General features: G+C 58.2%; 14 protein-coding genes. 7 read left to right on the top strand and 7 right to left on the bottom strand.

Annotated features, from left to right (window positions below):
• Positions 1 to 23 precede the first annotated feature (23 nt).
• From Poly21_RS17010 to acnA, 3 genes are all read right to left on the bottom strand, one after another.
• A complete protein-coding gene (locus Poly21_RS17010; RefSeq protein ID WP_146408092.1) occupies positions 24 to 1079 on the bottom strand; it encodes a hypothetical protein in 1056 nt (351 codons plus the stop codon).
• A 74-nt stretch (positions 1080 to 1153) separates the two neighbouring features.
• A complete protein-coding gene (locus tag Poly21_RS17005) occupies positions 1154 to 2578 on the bottom strand; it encodes a DUF2254 domain-containing protein (RefSeq protein WP_146408091.1) in 1425 nt (474 codons plus the stop codon).
• A gap of 45 nt (positions 2579 to 2623) precedes the next feature.
• Complete coding sequence (gene acnA, locus Poly21_RS17000; RefSeq protein ID WP_146408090.1) at positions 2624 to 5329, bottom strand: aconitate hydratase AcnA; 2706 nt, start codon at positions 5327 to 5329, stop codon at positions 2624 to 2626.
• 122 nt (positions 5330 to 5451) lie between these two features.
• Between acnA and Poly21_RS16995 the strand changes: the two genes are divergently transcribed.
• Positions 5452 to 7014, top strand: coding sequence for an aldehyde dehydrogenase (NADP(+)) (locus tag Poly21_RS16995; RefSeq protein ID WP_146408089.1), 1563 nt, complete (start codon positions 5452 to 5454; stop codon positions 7012 to 7014).
• Positions 7015 to 7071: 57 nt separating this feature from the next.
• On the opposite strand, the gene Poly21_RS16990 is transcribed toward Poly21_RS16995, so the two are convergent.
• The 3 genes from Poly21_RS16990 to Poly21_RS16980 form a co-directional block, all read right to left on the bottom strand.
• The gene (locus Poly21_RS16990; protein ID WP_302119310.1) at positions 7072 to 7767 is read right to left on the bottom strand and encodes a hypothetical protein; all 696 of its coding nucleotides are present in this window, start codon (positions 7765 to 7767) and stop codon (positions 7072 to 7074) included.
• Between the two features lie 209 nt (positions 7768 to 7976).
• Positions 7977 to 8993 (bottom strand): tetratricopeptide repeat protein, encoded by a 1017-nt coding sequence (locus tag Poly21_RS16985; protein WP_146408776.1) that lies wholly within the window; start codon positions 8991 to 8993, stop codon positions 7977 to 7979.
• Between the two features lie 47 nt (positions 8994 to 9040).
• Entirely contained in the window at positions 9041 to 12097 is a 3057-nt protein-coding gene (locus Poly21_RS16980; protein ID WP_302119308.1) for an outer membrane protein assembly factor BamD, read from the bottom strand.
• A gap of 181 nt (positions 12098 to 12278) precedes the next feature.
• Between Poly21_RS16980 and Poly21_RS16975 the strand changes: the two genes are divergently transcribed.
• The 6 genes from Poly21_RS16975 (at position 12279) to Poly21_RS16950 (ending at position 20329) form a co-directional block, all read left to right on the top strand.
• The gene (locus Poly21_RS16975; RefSeq protein WP_146408088.1) at positions 12279 to 14822 is read left to right on the top strand and encodes a hypothetical protein; all 2544 of its coding nucleotides are present in this window, start codon (positions 12279 to 12281) and stop codon (positions 14820 to 14822) included.
• A 285-nt stretch (positions 14823 to 15107) separates the two neighbouring features.
• Entirely contained in the window at positions 15108 to 16040 is a 933-nt protein-coding gene (locus tag Poly21_RS16970) for a sugar phosphate isomerase family (RefSeq protein ID WP_146408087.1), read from the top strand.
• 34 nt (positions 16041 to 16074) lie between these two features.
• Complete coding sequence (locus Poly21_RS16965) at positions 16075 to 17619, top strand: sulfatase family protein (RefSeq protein ID WP_436967500.1); 1545 nt, start codon at positions 16075 to 16077, stop codon at positions 17617 to 17619.
• 2 nt (positions 17620 to 17621) lie between these two features.
• Positions 17622 to 17843 carry a hypothetical protein gene (locus Poly21_RS16960; RefSeq protein ID WP_146408085.1) on the top strand — a complete coding sequence of 74 codons (222 nt, stop codon included), beginning with the start codon at positions 17622 to 17624 and terminating at the stop codon, positions 17841 to 17843.
• A gap of 353 nt (positions 17844 to 18196) precedes the next feature.
• The gene (locus tag Poly21_RS16955) at positions 18197 to 19504 is read left to right on the top strand and encodes an MFS transporter (protein WP_146408084.1); all 1308 of its coding nucleotides are present in this window, start codon (positions 18197 to 18199) and stop codon (positions 19502 to 19504) included.
• A 186-nt stretch (positions 19505 to 19690) separates the two neighbouring features.
• The gene (locus Poly21_RS16950; protein WP_146408083.1) at positions 19691 to 20329 is read left to right on the top strand and encodes an EF-hand domain-containing protein; all 639 of its coding nucleotides are present in this window, start codon (positions 19691 to 19693) and stop codon (positions 20327 to 20329) included.
• Positions 20330 to 20418: 89 nt separating this feature from the next.
• Here Poly21_RS16950 and Poly21_RS16945 read toward each other — a convergent pair whose 3' ends face one another.
• A complete protein-coding gene (locus Poly21_RS16945; protein ID WP_302119306.1) occupies positions 20419 to 23499 on the bottom strand; it encodes a CHAT domain-containing protein in 3081 nt (1026 codons plus the stop codon).
• Positions 23500 to 23568 lie beyond the last annotated feature (69 nt).

The raw sequence follows: 23568 nt of genomic DNA, 5'->3' as shown, positions 1-23568 counted from the left end.
CGATCCGCAAGCTCCGAGAATCCCTATAAGGACAACTTCATGATGGGGGCCAAAATCTGTTTCAGCCGAGCGTCCTGAGTGGACCGACCCGCAGTCATCGCTGTCGCTTGCAGCTGCCGCAGCGCCGCGCGAGCGGCTGGGATTCTTTGGCTAGCGTTGACACGTGAATACGTCCACTGATTGGCCTCGAGACGAAACTGGACCCACCGCGAATCGGCGTGGTCACCCGAGTCGCCGGTGTCGGACTGGGGCGCGGTCGTGTAATCGTCCATCTGAATACGGCGGAGCAACCCTGCTGTGACGCGTGGATCCACCTTGGGCTGCTTGTCCTGTTCACGCTCCGCCTGAGCCCGTGCGGCGGATTTTTCGCGATCAACCTCACGTTCAATATCGTCGAGCTCGCCCGTGTAGACTTTGGAAGCATCTACGGGCACGGGAGCGTCGGAGAGATAACTGCCGCCGGGTCGATAGTCCCCATGGTCATAGATCGAACCAGCGCTGTAGGGCAGCGTATCCGAAAGAGTTTGCCCATCTCGCTCGCTCACCCGATTGGACAGGGTCGGGAGTGGTTTGAGTGGACTCGCGGCCGCCGCTTCGGCCTCGCCGCGCGCCCGAGCAGCCCTCATTTTTTCAGCCATGATCTCTTGGGTCGATGGCGTGTCAGCCACGGGGCTCGCCTCGGCGGCCACGCTGGGAGCCGGGGTTGGATCCGCAGTCGGGGCTGCGTCTTGAGCGCCGCTCTTCTTGTGCGACCAACCGAATTGCTCCAATGCTTTTATGATTTGCTGAGATTGCTGAGCAAGTTGCTGCAGCGATTCCTGGGTGGGTGAGGCAGCGCCGTCGCTCTGGGCTTGGCCGAGAGCATCGGCGGCGAGTTTGCGGGTCAGACTCGCGTCACTCCACACGACTCCAGCCAATGCCCAGTCGCTAATTCCGCTGGGACTGGAGTCACTGAGCTGAGTTGGGTTCGCCGGAGGTGCCCCGGGACCCGACGTGTCCTGACCGAACGCGAGCGGCATAGGAGCAGCCGTCAGGGCCGCAAGACAGGTACTCAGTAACAGGCAACGCTTTGGACTCATCGAAACTCTCCGCATGATGGTGAACTGGATAGGCTCAGTTTAGTGCAATCACCGCACCAATGCGACAAACTTCGTCACCGAATCCACTGACCTGTCTGCCGAGCTCGCGTGCGGCGGTCGGTATCCACCAACAAACACAACACCTCACGGTACAGGCTCGAGATCAGCGCGAGGGTCCGCGTGTCCGACTGCGCCTGCTCACAGGCGCGACGGAGTGCGCATGCGTGCCGGGCGATCAACCGACGATCGCTTGGACTGGGCACCTGGACGGTCAGATTACCGAGCATTTCCATCATGCTGACCGAGGCGTTGCGGTCGGCCGCCACGTAAGGGCGAAGCTGATCAAAGACCAGCGAGGCGAATGCCGCAAAGGTTACCGGTGCGGCGACCATCCGCAACTCGCCCTCCTCGTCGTAACGAGCCGATGCGGGCAGCTCGCGATCGGCGAGGGATTCCAATCCCGATTGCAACCACTGCATACAACTGATTGCCGTAAATGGATCATTCACGCCGGGCGACAATGCCCGCATGGCGACCTCGACGAGTTGGTTGATCAGGAATCGCAAATCCTGATTTGCCGAGCGCTGCGCACCGCTGACGAACATCGACGCCAGCTCGCGTTCGATGTCGTTGGTAATGCGCTCGCGAGGTGATGCGAGCACGAGGACGGTCAACGACGTGACGAAGTCACCGGGACTAGGTTGTACATGCAATACAAGGTCATGCTCTCTCGCAATTTCAATCAGCCCACCGCCATCAATGTACTGCAGATACCCAGTTTTCCCCGCCAGCACGCGGGCGGCCGATTCATCGAACATCGGCGGAAGCAAAGCGACACGTTCGACCACCGAGCCCTCGTCATTGACCTGACCAACCCGGGCGGGGAACTGCCCGTCAATCTGGACGTCCAGCTGCCGACCAACATTCGCGATGATATTCGAGACGTGAATCGTTTCTGGAATGTGATGAATATAGAAAATCAGCACGCCGACACTTGCGATCGCCATCAGCACGCCCACCATCACCGACAGATGTGGCACGAATGCGGATGCCAAATCCATTCCGCTGTCGGCCCCTGGTGGCAGCGACTCGGCATTGCGAACCGTCCGCAGCACCATCAGGCAGTAGAGAAAGGTGGCGATGAAAACGCCCAACGTGAATTGATTGGCCTTGTCGGCCATGAAATTATTGAGCAGCCGAGGCCCGACCTGCGTCGTCGCGGACGAGATCGAGAGAATCGTCATCGAGAACGTGACACCGGCGACGGTAATCATCGAACCTGCCACCGTCGACAATACCGCTCTCGCCCCCGCGGGCTGGTTCGCGTTGAGCCAATCGATGTCGTTCATCCAGTCCGCACCAATGCGGCTGTCGATGGAAGTCGTCACTAAGGACAGGATGATCGAGCCGATTGCCATCAGCGACGGCACAAACCAATAGCTGTTGCGAACTTGCTCGGACAATGGAACGAGCCAAGCTCGGATCGAAAGTCCATTCATGAGATTAATGCTGCCGTTGGGGATCGAGCGACTGGGGAGGGTGCACTAGCCCCGCAGGTTCCGCAGAACCGTTGGCAGGATGCCGCCATTGCGGTAGTACTGCAGTTCCACCGGCGTATCGATGCGGACGCGGCAAGCGAACTCGAGCGTCTCACCATCAGGCTTGGTGGCGGTCACATTGATCAATGATCGCGGCTCGAGATCGTTTGACAGATCGACGATGTCGAAGGTTTCCTCACCGGTTATCCCCAGTGATTCCCAAGTTGCATCGTTGGCAAACTCCAGTGGCAACACACCCATCCCGACCAGATTACTGCGGTGGATCCGCTCAAAACTGGCAGCGATGACGACTTTCACGCCCAGCATCATGGTGCCCTTAGCGGCCCAGTCACGACTACTGCCGGTGCCGTACTCGGTCCCCGCCAAAACAACCAATGGCACGTTGTCGGCTTGGTACTTCATCGACGCGTCGTAAATACTCATGACCTCGTCGGTCGGCAAATAACGGGTCACACCGCCTTCGGTGCCAGGGGCGAGTTGATTGCGGATTCGAATATTGGCAAACGTACCACGCACCATCACGCGGTCGTTGCCACGCCGTGAACCGAACGAATTGAACTCTCGCACCGGCACACCATTCTGTTGCAAATAGTGTCCCGCAGGTCCATCGGTGGCGATCGCACCGGCGGGAGAAATATGGTCGGTCGTGACGGAATCGTTCAACAGCGCCAGTACCCGGGCACCGGTGATCGGCCCGATATCGGGTACTGCGTCGCCGGTGACTCGGTCGAGGAACGGCGGATGGTGGATGTACGTGCTCTCTTCACGCCAGGGGTACAAAGCGCCGCCGGCGATATCGATCGCGTTCCACAATTCGTTGCCCTTGACGGCCGCGTCGTATTCTTGGGTGAACATTTCCGGCTTGATACAGGCGGCGATGGTTTCACGTATCTCATCCGCCGTCGGCCAGATATCACTGAGAAACACGTCCTTTCCGGCAGTGTCTTGGCCGAGCGGTTCGGTGACGAGATCAATGTCCGTCGTCCCTGCCAGTGCGTAGGCGACCACCAATGGTGGGCTGGCCAAATAGTTGGCTCGCGTCAACGGATTGACTCGACCTTCAAAGTTGCGGTTGCCGCTGAGCACGGCCGATGCGACCAAGTCGCCTTCCTTGATCGCGCTGGCTACCGCCTCAGGCAGGGGGCCGGAGTTACCAATGCATGTCGTGCAACCATATCCAACGGTATTGAAACCGAGTTGGTCAAGCGATTCGGTCAAACCGGCGCGATTGAGATAATCTGTCACCACGCGGGACCCCGGTGCCAGCGATGTTTTCACATGCGAGGCAACCTTCAATCCTCGCTCGGCGGCCCGCTTGGCAACCAAGCCGGCTCCGATCATCACCGACGGGTTGGACGTATTCGTGCAGGACGTGATCGCGGCAATAACGACTGCACCGTGGGTGATCTCGCTCGTGCTTCCGTTGTCAGACACCGTGCCAACCTGTTTCAGCGCCGCTGGCTCTAACCCGAATCCTGACTTGCCAACCGGGGCTGTCAGCGATTTCTCGAACTCGCGTTTCATGTCCGACAATGCGATACGATCTTGCGGACGTTTGGGCCCCGCCATGCTCGGTACCACGGTCGACAGATCGAGTGACAGAGTCTTGGTGTAGTTGAGTTTGGGCCCATCATCGACGCGGAACAATCCCTGTTCTTTGCAGTACCGCTCGACGAGTTCGACGTTCTGTTTGCTCCGTCCGGTCTGCCGCAGGTATTGCAACGTGACATCATCGACGGGAAAGAATCCCATCGTGGCTCCGTATTCAGGCGCCATGTTTGCAATCGTAGCCCGGTCGGCGACGCTCATGGCGTTCATCCCCGTTCCGAAGAACTCAACGAACTTACCGACCACGCCTTCGTTGCGGAGGATCTCCACGACCCGTAAAACCATATCTGTCGCCGTCGCCCCGGCGGGAATTTCGCCCGTCAATTCGAAACCGATGACTTCGGGCATCAACATGTAGAGTGGCTGGCCGAGCATGTTCGCTTCGGCTTCGATGCCGCCGACGCCCCAGCCCAAAACACCGAGGCCGTTAATCATGGTCGTGTGCGAGTCGGTGCCCACCAAGGTATCCGGAACGGCGACGGGGCCGTGCTCATCCTTCGACATCGCGACGACGCGGGCGAGATACTCCAGGTTGACCTGGTGCACGATCCCCACGTTGGGCGGCACGACAGTAAAATTATCAAAGGCGTTCTGGCCCCACCGCAGGAACTCGTAACGCTCCTTATTCCGTTCGAATTCCATCTCGACATTCCGGATCAGCGCGCCCTCGCTACCGAAAAAGTCAACTTGAACGGAGTGGTCGATGACAAGATCGACAGGGATCAGCGGGTTAATTTTGTTTGGGTCGCCACCAATTCGCTGCATCGCCGACCGCATCGCGGCGAGGTCCACGACTGCAGGGACGCCGGTAAAATCCTGCAACACAACACGATATGGCTTGAAGGGCACCTCGTGCGGGGCCACTGCGGTGGCCTGCCAACCCGCTAAATTTCTGACGTCATCCTGCGAAATCTGGAAATCATCGCAATTTCGCAGCACGGCTTCCAACAGCACCCGAATCGAAAACGGTAAACGATCGATCTGGCCCAAACCTTGTTTCTGCAATGTCTCGAGTCGATACAGGGCAGCCTTGCCTGAGCCGGTTTCGAACTGTTCGCGTGCACCGAATAAATCCGCAGTCACTGGTTGGTTTCCTTCATAGAATGACAAAAGCTAGCGTGTTGGCTTGAGTTTAACAGCGATTGGTGGAAATGTCTTCTAGCCATGCTCCTCGCAGTGCGTTTTCCCTCAGGAACGAGCAAACGATGATCGAAAAACCCAACGATACGGACCTCATCTACGCCTTTAACCCCTCCACAGGCCAGCGGGTTTCCCCCGGATTCTCCGAAGCCAGCGAGCATGAAATCAATACCGCTGCCGACGATGCCACCGGCGCAGCGGCATGGCTCGCCGATTGTCCGCCGGTGCAGCGAGGTGATTTGCTCGAGCGAGTCGCTAAGCTTCTGGCCGAACGGAAACAGGAGATTGTCGATCGCTGTGTGCTCGAAACGGGCTACCTGCCGGAGCGGGTCATCGGCGAGTTCCAACGCGCCCATGGGCAACTGCGACTCTTCGCTGAACTGGCGCGGCAATCCTGGTGGGATCAACGGCAGATCGATCCCGCCAATCCGAACCGCTCACCCGCTCCGGGAATCACCCTGCCGCGACCAGAGATGCGACGGAGACTCGTCCCGGTGGGTCCGGTCGCGGTATTCGGCGCCTGTAACTTTCCGCTCGCCATCTCTGTTCTCGGCAACGATTTCGTCGCCGCGATTGCGGTGGGTTGCCCTGTAATCGTTAAGTCGCACCCGTCGCATCCCGGCACGTGTGAATTGCTTGGCCGGGTCGCCACCGATGCCGTGAGGGAACTGGACTTTCCTATAGGCACCTTTGCCCTCCTGCATTGTCGTCGTCCCGAGACGTCCCGGAGACTTGTCGAGCATCCGGCAATCGCGGCAGTAGGTTTCACCGGCAGTCCCGGCGGTGGCCGCGCGCTCGCTAACGCGGTTCTGAACCGTCCGCAACCGATTCCGATTTTCGCTGAACTGGGCAGCACCAACCCCGTCTTTTTAGCCACCCGTGCAATCGAAAACCGCGGTCAGTCGATTGCGACTGGATTTGCTGAGTCGCTGCGTTTCGGCAACGGCCACATGTGTACTAAGCCGGGAGTGCTGGTCATGCTCGATCGGCAGAGCGGGCCATTTATTGAGCGCGTGGTGCGGTTGATGTCACAGCAGCGCCCACTGCCGCTGCTCAGCGGTTCGATTGCCGATGCCTTTGACCAGAGCATCGCGCGGTTTCATGCAGCACCGGACGTCCATACGCTCTTCGATGGTGGCCGGGGCGGCCCAGAAGATGGCCCCTGGCATCGCGGCCCGCAATGGTTTGCGATCGACTCGGCGACCGCCATCGGCAACCAGCAGTTGCGCCAGGACGGGCTATTGCACTGCGAGACCTTCGGCCCGGTCTCGCTGCTGGTTCGATGCCATGACGAACAGGAGATGCTCGCAGTCGCCCAGCAATTCACTGGGTCGCTCACTACCACCCTCCATGCGGACTCAGGAGACGCCGACTTCACCTCGCGATGGCTGCCCATCGCAGAGCAGTTTGCCGGCCGCATCGTATACAACGGCTGGCCAACCGGGATGGAGATTGGGCCCGCGACGCAGCACGGCGGTCCCTACCCAGCGAGCTTGGACGGCAACAGTACCTCGGTCGGATACGCCAGTCTGCGGCGATTCCTGCGCCCCGTCTGCTATCAAAACTGGCCATCCGACCAGCTCACCGCCACCGGTGACTGGTCTCATGCGACTGGGCCGATTTCATAGCATCGACGCTGCGGTTTCTTTCCTAGCCAGCGCCGTGATTCGTCGTGCAAATCGGTATCAATACAACAGAAACTCAACAGCTCCCGTCAGGACGACAGCGTCGTCGGTGCCGAGCTGGCCGTCCTGAAAGGCAGCAAAGTCATACAGGTAATTCACCCCGAAAACGGCGCGGGAGGGAATCCCAAACGCAACAAAGTCGGTTTTCAAGTCGACCCCATATGTGGTTGCGAAATCACTGAAATGATCCGAAACCGCGCCACTGGTATAGCTTCCATCCAGGTTGTAGAGCCCCAGGGACAGGTCAAGCCAAACCGGGGTGCGTCCGAACGTGGACTGCCAACCGGCAACGACTTTGGCACCCTCGTAATCAGAATCAATCGACTGATTACCCGCATCCTGGTCCCAGTTCATCATGCTGTAGCCGAAGCCTGCGGACAGGTGATGATCACCAAAGTCCCACGTATCTCGCATGATCGCGTCAAAGTTGATCATTTCGGTGGTATTGGTCACACCGTATTTAATATTCGACTCCACGCTCGTTCGATAGCCTTCGAAGCGATGATGCCCCCCAAGACCTACGATCGTGCCGAGGGAGTCACCCGAACTGCTCCCGAGACTGGGCAGCAGAGGCGCCCAAACTCCCACGGAGGTATTCAGTTCTGAGCCGTCTATCGCGGATGCCGGGGACATGCCCAGAGCGAGGGTCATGCAGACGGCCACGCTGAGGCTCCGGAAAAATTGATTGCAACGCATGGGGGGAGGAGGTCCACGGTGGGCAGAGTTTCGGGCGCAAGAGACACCCTCTGCACCATCGATCAATGCTAGCTATCGGAGGCCGAGCCGACCGTTCTCGCGTCGACCTTGAGCTTTTCCGTTTGCTTTTCTCGCGGAGGGTTACATCCCGCAGCACAGACAAAAGGTGCGTGTGGAAATATTTTGATTCAAGATTTGCGTCGCCGACATTAGCCACTCAAACCGGGGTAGCGCTGCTGCAGTTCCCCGCGGGCTTGCGCGGCCCGATCTGGCTTGCCAACCTTATTCCAGAGTTCGACTAATTGCTTCAGGGCTTCGACGTGCTCGGCTGCGTGGGTGGAATAGGACAGCTGAGTATGCAAATAAGCGAGCAACGCACCTTCATCGTCGCCGAGCGCCTGGTAACTGGCTCCCTGCGCGTTATAGATAGCAGCGGCAGCTTGCGTGTCGGTCGGGTTGAGCTGCACGATCAGGTCGTTAACCATGTCGAGCGCCTCTTTACCTTGCCCCTGTTTTGCTGTGATCACAGCGATGCCGGCCTTCGCAAACGTTTGCAACCGCCGCTCGCCGGCGGAACTCGGCTTCAGACCAGCAACTTTCGACAGTGCCTCCAGAGCCGGGTCGAGTTCGTTTTGAAGCAACTTGATCATGCCGATTTGGTAAACCGACTCAATCTGCAGTTCCCGTGACGGAGACTTGCCTAAGTACCCGTAGAATTGGGCCGCCTTGTCATAGTTCCCGATTGCTTTCGCCAAATCGCCGAGCAAACGGGTGGCAGCATAGAAATGCCAAGAGTCTGGGTGGGCTTGGACGAATCCGATCACGTTTTTGGTCGCGGCACCTAGGTCTCCCTGGCCCGAAAGAGCCAACTGGCCCTGCACGTCAGCAAGGTAAAACTCCGCATCCGCCTTGATCATCTCACGCGACAGTTTCGCGACATCGATTTTCTTCAATTCATCGAAGGCCTGTTGGTACTGCCCCTCCAGCACGAGTTCTCGGCCGCGCGTGAGTTCGGCCGGATCGCCTTGGAAGAGAATGCGCGTCACGTCGCTGGGTGTGAACGTTTGATCCTTGCCACCGACGCTCATCACGATTTCGTTTTTACCAAGTGATTTGGTTCTGCCGATCACGGCCTCTCCCTCAGTCGGATAGAGGCGATCGGTTTGCCCCTGGACCGTTCCGGCCCCCACGCAAACGAGCAGCAACGTGAAACAAATACAACGCATTGGTGATAGGAGGTTCATGACAGAATAGAGTTCCGTTAGTGGATGGATCATGATGGTTTTGCCAGCCCGACTGAAGGTTCGCCCAGGGCAGCTTGAATTTTCTTGAGCAGGGAATCGAATTTCTTGAACTGATCAGGTCCACCCATATCCGGATACAACCCCACCAATCCGGTAATCACGCCTGCTGCACTCTTGGAAAGTTTAGGATCCCCAGCAGCCTGGCCCTGCAGAAAACGACACTCCGCAAGATGGTAGCGAGCATTGAAAAAGCGTTCGCGAAACGCAGGGCTTCGTTGCGTCATCACACTGATTTTTCCCCAGCCCCAAATGGTTCCGTTTTTACCGCCAGCCACGGCCGCCTCGTAGGCGTCGGCTTTGTACTTTGCCGGCAAAACTGCCGCCCACTGTTGATACGTCAAGGCAGCTTCCTCTTGAGCATCGATCATGGTCGGCTTGGCCTTCAGGATCTCGCGAAATTCTTTCAATGCCCCCGAGTAATCGCCTTGCAAACGCATGGCTTTCCCAAGCATGTATGGAATCGTATCGGATGCATTGGGCTTCTTTTTTAGTGCCTGGAAGGTAGTGATCGAGGTCTTCAACAGGTCCGCCGTTTGGCCGGCAGCTTTTACCTGACCCTCGGGCATGGCGGACTCAGCCATCCCCAACATGGTTTGGCCGACCCACAGCAACGTCGTGTCATCTTGCGAAATGCCAGCGATCCGCGACAGAAATACGTTGAACGCATCGATCAGTTTTTCCTGACGAGCGGGCGGCGCATTCTCAATCTGCGCCTGAATGTCAACTGCGAGGGCGCGGAACGTAGCCACCAACTTTTTCTTACCCTCGCCCCCTTGGGCCGTCTTCTGAAGTTGATCGATTGCTTGGGAGGCGCGGGCCAGAAGTTTCTCTTGGTCGCCACCCGATGCTGTCATCTGTCCAGCGACCGCCTGCAACTCAGTGCGATAGAGATCAAACAGAAAATCCTGTGACGGCGCTTCGAGCTTGGACAACAGCTTGATCGGACCATACTTTGGATGGTCGAGCACCTTGACCGCATCATCCGGTTTGTCTTGCCGCAAACGGATCTTGGCGAGTATCAGGGCCGCATTCATCGCATCGGCATCAACCAGGCCCCCTTGAATCTGGTTCAGCCCCGTGGTGAGTTCCTTGGCGGCCTGTGTTAACTGTTCATTGGCTGGTTGCTCTTTTTCTTCGCTTAGCAATCGCAGCGATTCATTCCAAAAAAACAAACCGAGTGTGCGTTGATACTGTGCTTTTCCAGGGCTCGCTGGCATCGCGTCGATCATCGCCTTGGCGTCGGCCAAATCGCCTTTTTTCAGCGCCATCGCAATGGAGATGCCTTGGGCAGATGCCGCTTTCGGATTATCGGGCCATTTCTGTACGAGAAAATCGCCAAGCTCTTTGATTTGGCCCACCCAAAAATTGCTCCCCGTCCCCTCGGCCGAGATAATCTGTTGAGCCGAGTTCAACGCGATCAATCCACCACTGAGCCCGATATCCGTACCAGGGGCAAAGCGAGCGAGCGAGCTTCCCATCACAAAACTATCGCGGTAGTACTCTTCTTGTAACAGCAAAAACGCGAGAAACTGGCGTGCCTCGTTGATCTCAGCTGCCTCGGTATCTGCGTTGATCATCGACAATCCGCGTCGCAGGATCACAATCCCAGTCTCACGCATGGAGTTCAACGAAGCACTTAAATCCTCAATCTGTTTGTCACTGCCCTCCTGCTTCTTGAGTGATTCCAGCTGATCGGAAAGTAGTTGCTGGGTTTGAAAGAGCTCCCGCGCCGACGCCAGCGCGGCGGCAAAGTCCAACGGGTCATCGGCGGTCGGCAGTTCAGTGACCGCTTCGGTCGAGGTCGCATCGATGCCAATATCAGCGAGCAGTTTCATGGTCGACTCATCGTGCGTCCCAGGAATCTTCTTAGCCTGCATCAACAGCTTCCTGGCCTCCGAGAGCGCCCGCTTCCGTTCGTTCGGTTTATTGTTCTTCTCATCCGCATTCTTTGCGAGGTAGGCGCGGGCAAGTTCGACGCGAAGGTCTTGGGCAATTTGCGTGCGTTGTTCGTTAGGACGAAGCGAGGTTTCCATCGGCTCACCCGCTTCAATCGCAGCGGCGTAGTCTTTTTTCTCTCCTGAGAGCATCAAACTGATTAAGCCTGCGGTTGCACCGACTTTCGCATCGCGAAACTCCGGTGCATCGTCTTGCTCTAGCATGCGGGTGTAACTCTCGAACGCTTGATCGCGTTTGCCCAGTAATTGCTCGACTTTGCCACGGGCATAGAATGCCCCCGCTCCCAGCACGTAGTTGTCGTACTTTTCACTGAGATCTGTGTAACTTTCCAGGGCTTGCTCCAGCAGCTTGGGGGCTTCCTTGGCTGGGTCTTTGTATGTTTCGGCCGCGAGCATTTTTGCTTCGCCCGCATTCTGAAGTGCCATCAAAAACTCACCACGATATCGATCCCGCAGAGCCGCCTTTTCCGGCTCTTTGTCGCGATCGATATCGGCAACTTTCATCTGCTCGAGCTTACCCTTCAGAGTTGCGATAATATCGTTGAAGGTCTCCGCAGCAGCCTCGAACTGTTCGCGAGCCTGTTTGCGTTTGCCCTGATCAAGCTCTCCAATCATGAGCTGCGAGCCGCGAAACAGCCTCAGTTTCCCCAACTGGGCGTGAGCTTCGGAGGCTCGCGGATTGTCCGGATGGTTTTTCAAGAATGCTTGCAACTGCACCTCGGCCTCGGCAAAAGCTTCGTCACGGCGCTCGACGGAACGAGCCACCCCGGCGGACTCAATGTAAGTCTGTGCCTTTTCCAGAGGCACGGTCGTCATGAACGCCGAATCGACACCTGGATACTGATCCAATCGATCCAAATACTTGATCGCGAGATCATAGTACTCAGCTGCTCGCAGCCGTTTGACAAAGTCGGCGGCCGGTTCGCCTTGGGCGAGCACCGGCGAGCTACCCATCGCTCCAACGAACCCGAGTGTGAGTACGCTCACCGCGAGACGACTGATCAACGATCCAACATGATGTCCGGACCGGCGAGGCAAGAGAGACTGAACAACGTGAGGCGATCGCGGCATGGGAAATATCGAGCGAGAGACGAATTCGACGGACGTGTCGGGGGAGTTCGGCATGTTGAGCAGCACTACACTAGGTTAAAGTGCCAGTAGCGGACTAGCAACCTTTTCAATTCCAATGCAGCGAGGTTGTCCCTCGATTCGAGAGTCTGCATCGTTTCACTACTCATCATACCTGCGCCCGATGCGAATCCCCAGCGAACTACATGGCGAATCACTCTACGGTCGAAAACTGGGGCGTGCGGCGGCGGCCCCTGGTCAATCATGGCGGCGGGTCATTCGCCTGCTCGTCGTCATGACGCTTATCCTGGTTGTGATGCGACAGGCGGCCCATTCGGGGGTGTATCAAATCTTGTTTCCAACCGCCCAACGGAAACAACTCACTCACCGCCGTCCCCCCGCAGATGTGCAGCGAACGCTCACGAGCCAACACCGCTCCGCTGAAATGCAGCCTCTCCAGCAGTCGTCCGGCGCATGGGTGGATGCTCAATCGACAGCAGAACTTTCGGCGGTGCTCGCGACTTGGCTACATGCCGACCCCTCACTGCCTGAGGGCAACGGGGATCCCATCCCCCCCACGGCCAGCGACCCAGCTCACCTGGCCCTGGCGATTCAGCAGCAACTGATCGCGGAAATGTTGGACGGCACCGTCTGGCGCGCCGCCGACGGCCCTGGCCTGACCGCCACGCTTGCCCTCCACGCCAGAGCAAACGCTCGATTCGAAGAACTCAATCAATCCCGGCCCCGAGCAGTACCGACAGGTGTGCTCCCCCTACTCCAGCAACCGGAGGTCTATCGCGGACATACGATGGTCGCGAGCGGCGAACTAGTACAGATCGAACGCGTCGTGGCGAGTGCTAACTCCTTTGGGATCACGTCGTACTGGAACCTGTGGCTCCTGCCCAATGACGCCAGCAATCGGCCGTGGCTCGTTGTCGTACCTGAATTGCCACAGGAAATAGCGTCGCTGACGGACAGTCAGGACAACGAACACCCGCTTGCCTCATCAACCGAGGAAGGCGTGAGCGCCAAGCAATCGTGGTCGGTGAAATCGCCACGTCCCAAACTCGAAATCGATGGTGAATTTCTGAAGCGACTATCCTACCCATCCGAGGCAGGCGTGGAACTGACTCCCGTCGTTGCCGGTCACATCGCGACGATCCGCGCCAACGGCAACCCGGTTGTGGCAGCAGCGATTGGTGAATCTGCATCGACTGACGCGCCGCTGAATGACGCGACGAATCATGACGTGCCGCTTCTCTGGATCGCTGTTGGCTCCGCCAGCGTTGGATTGCTGATCGCGATGTGGGTGATGTGGCAGACTGCGGCGCAGAACCGGCAGTTGCGAGCGAGACGAAATCGGCACCACGTCAAGCTAGGACTGGCGTGGCTATTGTGTTGCGTCGCAGCCCCGTCTCCTGTATCGGCTCAAACGATGATGGACTTATTGCCGGGGTACGATCCGACGCGATTGCAAGAACTTGCTCAGCAGGCGGATCCAACTCTTGACAATCCGCGCGTCAATGTCGACGAGATCGCCAAGATTGTCTTTCGCATCAATCGACTCAGCCAGACCGCACTGCAGACACGTGCAGCCCAATCTGGGGCACCACCGGTCGTCGGCGACGCTGTCCCAATCGACGGAGCCATCGTGGCGAGCACATCCCTCAACATCAGCCCAGAGCTCCAAGAATATCTCGACCTTCAACAGATCGATATGACTCAGCTCGCTGACGTCGCGGGCGTGCCCCATATACTGTTCTCAAAACGGTTACCCACCGAAGCTGATACCGGTGATCGTGTATCGGGCGTCGCCGTGCGGATTCGCACCTCCTCCCCGAATCCGACCGAGATTCAAATTCAGGGCAGTGACAATCAAGCACCTCCAAATTTAATCGTCGATGTCGCGGGAAGATTAAACTGGGCGCCCGCCCACCCGCGGTCTCCCGCCGAGGCGGTGCTGGCGATGTCAGGCGTGGACCTAAGCCGTCTGGCGGATATCGACAAGCTCGACCGGCAACCGTTGTCTGACTCAGATTCCTCACTGTTCTATCCGATGATGGGCGCCGCTAGCATGGCGGGGCAGCACCACGGCGACGAGATGCCGTTGGACGACGGCCAATTAAACACAGCCTTCCGCTCGATGCGAGAATCCGCCGTCGCGGTATCCCCGGTGGAGCTATTACAGAACCCACATCAATTCACTGGCGACTGGATTGAGCTCGATGTTGAAACGGTGCGGATCACGCGCGTTGCGGTCGAGTCAGAGCTACGACGGCGTGAAATCGGCGGAGAGTATTACTACGAGATTGATGCGATCGGTGACCTTGGCAAGGTGGAACTGAGGATTGAGGTGCCTGGTGGCGATCCCGTCACAATGGAAAACCGTTACCCCGTCACCATCGTCACAGCTCACGTCCCTGATTTTCTCCAGCCCTCCGCTGACAATGAAGAGGAACTCGTCGTCACACGCAACGTGCCGATTCGAGTGGAAGGTTTCTTTTACCGGCTATGGAGCTACGAATCCGATTTCATGCGATCCCATGGAGGAAAACAGTTCGCCCCCTTGATCATTGCGGGTGTGATCGCGGACCAGCGTTCCGGTTCGACGGATCCACTCGGCGTGCAGGTGATTGGCAACATTGCCGCATTTGGCGTCGTGACGGCCATCATCGCGGTCATCATATTCGGTATCGTCACGCGTCGCGGCGACCGCCGAGCCAAATGAGTAGCTGAGTCTCTCCGAGACTCAGACGAGCAACCACCCAACCCCACCCAACCCCACCCATCCCCACCCGCCTCACATCGGCCCCATTCCAACACCAGGGCCTCGTTCTTCCGCATGGGCCGATTGATGTCTCGTGGGAAACGCCTGATTCGCTTCGTATACGCATCGAGGCATTGCCCCGCGAGATCGTATACCGCCCGCCCGACTAGGCACTCGGCTCAACCAATGCGACACCGATCCATGGTATGCTACGCCCCTCATTGCTTGACACACAAGGTTTTATGAATGACTGCAAAACAAAGCGTAATCGCGTCGGATTGGTGGGATTACACGACACTTGACCAAGAGCTCATCGACGAGGCAGCGGCGCTCTCGCCGGCGGAGATGCTCGCCCTCTCTCGCCCCGGATTCCAGGTTGTTTTTTACGACACCTTGGAAGACTTTTACCTCGCCGAAGCGCTTGAGTATCTCGAAGCGTGGAAGCAATCGACCGACGACAATCCGGTGGGAGTGTGTGGCCCGATTGGCCCGACCGAACAGTTACCACTCGTTGCACGCATGATCAACTCGCTCGGACTCGATGTGCGTAGCGGTCATTTCTGGGGCATGGACGAGTGGATCGTCGATGGGACCGAAGTCCCAGCAAACCATCCATTGTCGTTCGAAAAGTGCGATCGCGAGATGCTGCTGGACCGCATCGATGCGAAGCTGCGAATGCCTGATACGAATTTGCATTTCCCTAAAGCTGACGTGAAGCCGTACCGCGAGAGCTGGGATACTGGTGTACGCTGCGCGGTCATGCAGGGCGGGCAGGGCGACGTCAAGCACTGGGCCTTCAACGATCCGGTACGTCGCGAAGGCGAATGGAAAGACGCCCCCCCGCCACCCGAAGGATATCGCAAGTTAGCGACCCGTGTCGTCGAACTGCATCCCCTGACGATCGCTCAAAACGCTCGCACGAGCGGCGGGGGCAACATATCCTTGGTGCCCACTGCTGCCGTCACGGTCGGTCCCGTTGAGACGTGGCAGGCCGAAAAGGTATCGATTTGGCATGCGGGGGCCCACGACAATCCATTCGGCCAACGATTGACCTGCCTGATGGTTGCCAAAGGCATCGCGAACTCCGCGGTTCCTATGTCACTGCTAGCAGACCACCCCAACGTTCAGTTCAACTACTACCGTGGCGGCATCGGCACCTGCTCGGTCGAAATGCATTGATCTGCAGCCATCGAAAGCCACTTATCATTGGAATATGCACCTCATGAAATCCCTCCTCACAGTCTCGCTGGCGCTGCTAAATTGCATTGCCGGCTTTGCCGCGACAGCAGCTGAAAAGCCGAACGTACTGATCCTATACGCCGACGACCTTGGGTACGGTGACGTGGCGATCGAGAATCCTCACTCGAAGATCCCCACACCCAACCTTGACGAATTGGCGCGGCACGGGATGCGATTTAGCGATGCGCATTCATCCTCCGGGATCTGCACACCGAGTCGGTATGCGCTGTTGACTGGTCGACATCACTGGCGGGATTTCCACGGCATCGTCAATGCCTTGGGTGAATCGGTCATCCAACCCGACCGACTGACGATGGCTGCGATGTTCCAACGCCATGGCTACCACACAGGCTGTATCGGAAAGTGGCATCTCGGCTGGGACTGGGGAGCAATCCGCAAACCGGGAATTGCCAAGCAAGACTGGATACTACCAAGCTCCTATCATTGGGATCGTCCGATCCCCGATGGACCGCTGGACCATGGTTTTGACAGCTACTTTGGCGATACCGTCATCAACTTTCCCCCTTATGGTTGGATTGAGAATGACAAGCTCGTGAAGGCACCGGATACTGTCCTGGATACATCGAAGTGGAAATCGATCAAGGAAGGACGCTGGGAATGCCGGCCGGGGCCGATGTGTTCGGACTGGGATCCCTATCAGAACCTCCCGACGATTACGGCGAGAGGCGTGGACTACATCAAGTCGCACGCAGCCGCGAACCAGCCCTTCTTTCTGTACTTTGCGTTTCCCTGCCCTCATGCGCCCATCATCCCTAACGATTCGTTCGATGGCAAATCCGCAGCGGGCCCCTACGGCGATTTCGTGTTTGAGACCGATGACGCCTGCGGTCAACTACTCCGGGCCCTCGACGATGCGGGCGTGAGCGAGAACACGATCGTGGTTTTCTCCGCGGATAACGGCCCTGAAAAATACGCCTACGCACGGGACGCTGAATTCGACCACTGGTCGGCCGAACCATTCCGGGGCCTTAAACGCGATCTCTACGAAGGTGGTCATCATGTGCCCCTGATTGTTCGCTGGCCCGGTATCACGACACCCGGCCGCGTATGTGACGCTTTGGTATCACAAATTGATTTATTCGCTACGTTCGCAGACATGTTGCAATTTGACCTGCCCGCTAACGCCGCCGAAGACTCCCACGACTTGATGCCTTTGTTGAAGGGACAAACCGAGGGTGTCCGGACATCGCACGTTCACAATACGAAACCGGACCAGTACGCGATCCGGCATGGTGATTGGTTGCTCGTCGACGCGAAGACAGGGTATGTCAGCGGCCGCAATCGCGGCTGGGAAGCCAAACGCGGATACCAGCCTGACGATGGCCAAGCGGTGGAGTTGTATAATCTGCACGATGACCCCGGCCAGCGAGCGAATCTCGCCCGCGAATATCCTAAGCGCGTCCAAGAAATGCAGAGACGCTTACAAGCAATACGAGACCAGGGCTACTCGGCCCCCCGCCTCGATTCCAACAATCCCGAACGTGCCAAAGGCAAATAGAGATGGCAACCCACAAAGTCAAAATGACGCTCCCACCGCGTGAGATCAAACGGGCAGATGCCACGTTCGATGTCGAGCGTGATGGAAAGAAATTCGGCACGCTCGAAATTTCAAACGGTTCCATTGTCTGGTTCCCTCCCTACACGCAGGAGGGCCTCAAAATGAGTTGGAAGAAATTCGCCCAGCTGATGGAAGAGCACGCGACCCGAGTGGAAAGGCGCTAACGGGACACACTGAAATTGGTCGACGGGCGGATCCGCCCGTCGCGAGAAACCAGCGAGAAACCAGCGTGTGCCAGCTCAGGCGCCAGCACGTATCTACTCAGACGGACGGAGTCGTCTGGCTGTCGTCGGTATGTTTTGGGCACATCGCGATGCCTGGAAAGTGGCCTCGCTGTTGAGGGCAGGTTGGGATTACAGTTGACGCTCTTGCGCTCGCCTCTGATTCCGATCACCCACTCACATCCCACACCGCTGCGTCGATGGTTCTTGCCTCGTCTCTTGCCCACGCTCCCCTCGTCCTTGACCGACAGGCGTCACCTCCCCCCGCAGGGGAAAATCGCAATCTGACACGAAGCATGGCTGACGCCGCGTTCTTCGGGGGCATGGTCGGCTGTGGTGAAACCTATTTTTCCGCCTTCGCGTTAGCCATCGGACTGGGTGAGACTGCCTCTGGGTTAGTCGCCAGCATTCCTTTGTTGGTTGGGGGAACGCTGCAACTGATCTCTCCACTGGCGATTAAATGGCTGGGCAGCTTTCATCGATGGATCGTCACCGGGGCGGTGTTGCAAGCAGCGGCATTTCTTCCTCTTGCCTGGGCGGCGTGGTCGGGTTCGCTCTCCCTAGCGATGATGCTGTTAATCGCATCGGTTTACTGGGCCGCTGGACTGGCGATCGGTCCAGCATGGAATACCTGGATCGAACATGTCGTACCGGCCCCCCGCCGGACTCGCTTCTTTGCTCGCCGATCTCGGCTGCAACAGATCTGCACGTTCGTCTCGCTGATATCAGCGGGACTTTTTTTGCAGTGGACAAGCCAGAATGAGCGAACGCTCCTGGGTTTTGCCGCGTTATTCTTTGTCGCAGGAGTCTGCCGTCTCGTATCCGCCGTGTTCCTGCACCGCACCAACTCCACGGGGGTGACACCAGCCTCGTGTGGCGTGCCTGAAACAGGTGCCGAGGTAGCCTCCGGAGTACGCTCCACGCCAATCGGCAATTCATCGCAGACCGTTAGCAGCGGTGCGCGACAACTGCTGACCTATTTAGTTTTGATGCAAGTGTTTGTGCAAATCAGCGGCCCCTTCTTCACGCCGTACATGCTCAAACAACTGTCATTTGGCTATGGCACATTCGTGATGTTGATCTCAGTGGCGTTCATCAGCAAGGTGCTATCGATGTCGTTCTGGGGCCGAATTGCGGAACGCTCGGGAGCAACCCGTGTGCTGTGGATCGGCGGCGTCGGCTTGGTGCCGCTGTCGGCGCTGTGGATCATTTCTGACCAAGTCGCTTGGCTGCTGGTGGTCCAATTGCTCAGCGGCGTTTTTTGGGCGGCATATGAACTCGGTTTCTTTTTAATGTTCTTTGAAACCATGCCGCCCGCTCAGCGAACCCAATTGCTGACTTATTACAACTTTGCCAACACCCTCGCGGTGTGTGTCGGCGCGACGACGGGCGCCGCGATTATGGGTTGGATCGGATACTCGGCAGAGGGCTATCACACGCTCTTCGGCATCTCGTCGAGTGGACGATTGTTCTGCCTAGGATTGCTTGCGGGAATTGCACTGCCACATCACTCCCTGCGACAGATCCGGATGCGGTTCCTGTCGATTCGCCCGGGTGCAGGCAGCGTCGTCGCCCCAATTCTGGCTAGCGCCGAAGAGGAATGAGCCTCTGGACGGTGTCGTAGCCGCCAGCCCCAAAACGATTCAGCTGTTCGAGCTGAGCATGTTTTGTCCTGGGAATTCCCGCGAGATTCTGTGGCGGTTTTCGCTCCGCGTCGCAACCCTGTTGAAAGCGGGCGTTGCCATGCGGCTTGTCGGTGCTCTTCTTTTCACTCTCGTCAGGAACAATCCATGAACAAACTCTCCAGACTGCTCGGTTCTGTCACCGTTTTGACATTCACGACATATGCAATCGCGCAGCCCCCGGGGGGCGGGCGCGGCCAGGGCGGATTCAACAACGGCCGGACTGGCGTGTCTCCAGTCGATCGTTTGATGATGATGGACACGAACGGTGATGGGCAACTGACAGCAGATGAGGTCACCGACATGCGTCTGCGGGCCATGCTTAACCGAGCCGATGCGAATCAAGATGGAATCGTTACGAGGGCCGAGCTGTCGGCGATCACGGGGGGACAGCCCGACAACGCCGCCCAGGGTCGTGAACAGGGATTCGGCGGCGGACAGCGTGGACCCGGCGGACCGCCTCCTGGCGGCATGCCCGGTGGCCCTGGCGAATTCGGCCCACCGCAGGTCGGCCAGATCTTGCCCCCATTCATCCAAGACCAACTGGAATTGACGACCGATCAACGAGCGGCAATCGCGCAACTCCAAGCAGAAGTCGACGCCCAACTATCACGAATTTTGACTGCCCAACAGCAACAGCAAATGCAGCGAGGTCCGGGAGGCCCCGGAGGCCCGCAAGAGCTCAACCAAGGTCAGGAACAACGTGCAGGTGGACGTGGTCAGCGTCGCCCGCCCGCCGAACGCTAATTCAACTGGACGATGCCGGCGATTTTGCGTCGGACAGTTAGACGTCGCCTGGCCATCCATACAGTGGATCGGACGTGGGGTCGTGACGCTCAATCCTCTTTCGTCGGGGGGGCGAGCTGGAGCGATCCGCTGCTCAAGTACGTCGCCCAAAATAGCGGTTCATCACCACTGATCTCAGTCGCTTCGCTGTCGGCTTTACCGAGCAGAGGTTCCCGGGAAAGGGATAACTCGGTCTGTCGCAGCATCATGGTGCCGCGCCGGATGGCGGCAGCAAGGGAGGTGTATGGGACCTCGTTGACGACCTCGGACAAGACCGCAGCTGCCGAGGCGCCACCGGTAGCCCAGCGACTTAAGCCAACCTCCCGAACTCCCGAGGCTTGCAATGAGATCATTGGGTAAAACAGCTCGCTGCCGTCACCGAGTTTCGACGTGGCAGCACTGGTGCGCAGTCCTGGTAGGAAAACGGTCCGGGGACCACTTGCTGGCAACCGCACCCAGTCGCGAAGAGTATCGGAGCGACCTGCTGCCTGCCCGCTCGTGCTGTCGAGCGGAATAATTTGTGTGGAGAGAGGGCTTTTCAGGTTTGGCGTGATGGGCGCAGCGACGATGAGATGGCCAACATTCAGCCCCATGTTACTCGTGGCAGGGGACGCCACTAGTGAACTGATGATGGCGTTGTCAGCGGTCTGCATAACATCTCGCACCATCGCCTCGTTGGCCTGCGCATCTCGGACGGCAAAAAAGTTCCCTGCGACCATGGCGATTTGGTCCGCAGACGTTGCGCCCTCTGCATTCCGCAGGGCCAACCCTGGGGTCGGTGCGTACTGCACCTCCAGCGCATCGGCCCAGCGCGACTCAGGCTTCGGCTCAGCGTTCTCCTCACCGTTGCTCGCTGCGATGTCGGCGAGTGGAAGGAGCTCAAATGGGAGATACCAGAGGGGGCCGTCGGGGACCACAATCACTCTCTCCAAGCCGTCTTCGGACCATCCTGAATCCGCTGGAAACAAGTAACTACGTATTTTCGTTGCCGCCGCTTTCCATTGGGTGTCGTCATCGGGCAAACGCTTTCCTCGCGATTGCGATGCGCCCATGTCTTGCAGCAGGCGGCTCACCATGGCGGGCAATCGATTCGCGCCCGGCACTACCCAGGTCCGCGTGACGCCGTCGCGGGAAGCCGACGCGATGATGCGGCCGGAGTCCACCAAAAACGTCAACAAGACCGTGCCATCGGGGATTTCATCCACATCCGTCGTCGCGACCCGCGGCGGGTTGACTTCGGGCACCGCGATGCGCGCGAGCGATAGGTCGCTCAACAGGGCCTCCATCACGTGCGCGTCGGCGAGTGAGCGTGCGGCTCCCCAACTGGCCGCCGCGGCGGCGGGATCTCTCGGCGCTGGCGCCGGTGGAATGATCGCCGCCTGTGTTAGCTCCCGCACACGTTTAAGAGCGGGCACAGGCGACTCCATGGACTGGCGGACCGATGGCCACATCGAATCCGTCGATGCCGAAGCGAGCGTCCGCAATTGCAACAGACGCCCCTGCAGGGGCAGCTGGCTGGTGAATCGCTTGGCGAGCAACCGGTCAGTTTGCTTCAAGACGCCGATCCCATCATTCTCTAGCGATGCGAGTCTCAATAACGCTGCGTGCAACGCAGAGTCGTCGAAATTGATGGCGGCAAGCGCGTTGAGCGGATCTTGACGCCACAGTCCGATGCCGGCGGGACTCGCATAGGCACTGAGAATTCGTTTGGCTGATTGGTTGCCGACATTGCCACTCATACTCGCCATCACGATGTCGACCTGATGGAGAAACGGCATCGCCATGATCGGTCGACGCTGATTGCGTCCATGGAGGATAAAATCGTTCATGGTGGTGAGAGCGGAAGTCATCTCACTACCCATCGAGATGCCAATCGACTGCCCATTCTTGGCCGCGATTCTCGCAGCAACATAAGCAGCGTAGGCTTGTAGTCGTGGCAACTGGATGTCCCGTCGTCCCGTCAAGGCCAATGCTGTCTGCAAGTGCTCGGTCGCCGGTTCGACGCGGCCCGCTGAAACGGCTGCATCGGCGGCAACCAGATAGCAGTGCAGCGAGGCCAAGCGTGATCGCTGGACCAACGTTCGCCCCGCCATCAGGGCCGTCTGCTCAACGCGACTAAGCTGGGCTTCGTCGGCGACTCCCATGGCGACCTGCAACGCTTCGCCAATCCACTCGTATTGTTCCAATGCGGCGGCGGCGTTGACAATCTGTTGTGCGGTATTAACGAGTGATCGACGACTGTCACCATTCAGTTCACCAAGGTCGTTACCTCCTGTGGAAACCTTCAGGGCACATAACATCGACAATGGCGTGAGCGGATGAACCCCGCCTGGAGACGCGTAATTATTCGCTCGATCCACCGCAGTTTTGTCTTCGCCAGTCGCGTAGTATTCACAACCGCGCATGGCGTTTAGCAGACTCTTGGCCAACGGCTGGTTCAAAGCTGTGGGCCGCTTCGTCGCTTCGAGAAGCTCGCTCCCCATCGTGCTGTCCACAGCGAGTGGCCCGAGCAAAACCCGGCGACGATGCGATGCCACCGCGAGACAACGCATGATTTCAATGGCATCGAGGTTCTTGATATTCGGCGGCGTGATTACACCGCCGGCAGCGAGCGATTGCTCCGTGACGGCTTGACCAATATGCACAGGTATCCTGCTGGGCACCGACAGAATCTGCACTGCGGCCACCTCCGGCCATAGATTCCCTGGGGCGGCAACCTGCGGAGCGGTATTGAGCACCGAGAAATCGAGGCTACCGATCCAGCCCTGGTGGCGGATCGCAATCCCAGTGGCGGCATCGAGATTAGCCTGACAGGCGGGCAGGTGACCAAGTTGCCAGTAGCACTCGGCAAGCATCACGCGAGCGGGAATGGCATCAATCCACTTGCCGCTGGGGTCGGTACGGGTGCCTCGCTCAGCGGCCTCAAAGCCACGTATCGCGTTCTCGATGTCGCCGTCACGATACGCCTGCAACGCTTGGTAGTAGGTGATCATCGGATCAGTTCCTAATCCTACCTGGGCCACCGACGGGCTTGACGCGAGACTAGCGATGATCAAGATCGTCCACGTCAGCAGCAGGACAGTGAAACTTCGGAACATGAGATTCAGACGATTATTAAGGGGATCAAGCATGGCGGTGGATCGTTTTCGTTGCCCTCGAGGTCGACAACAACCTACTTTAATGTAGGCAACTGAACGGCA

Origin of the sequence: Allorhodopirellula heiligendammensis (genome assembly GCF_007860105.1) — a bacterium.
Taxonomy (GTDB): Bacteria; Planctomycetota; Planctomycetia; order Pirellulales; family Pirellulaceae; genus Rhodopirellula; species Rhodopirellula heiligendammensis.
The sequence above is the reverse complement of the archived record's forward strand: the minus strand, read 5'-3'. Positions and strand labels throughout refer to the sequence as shown.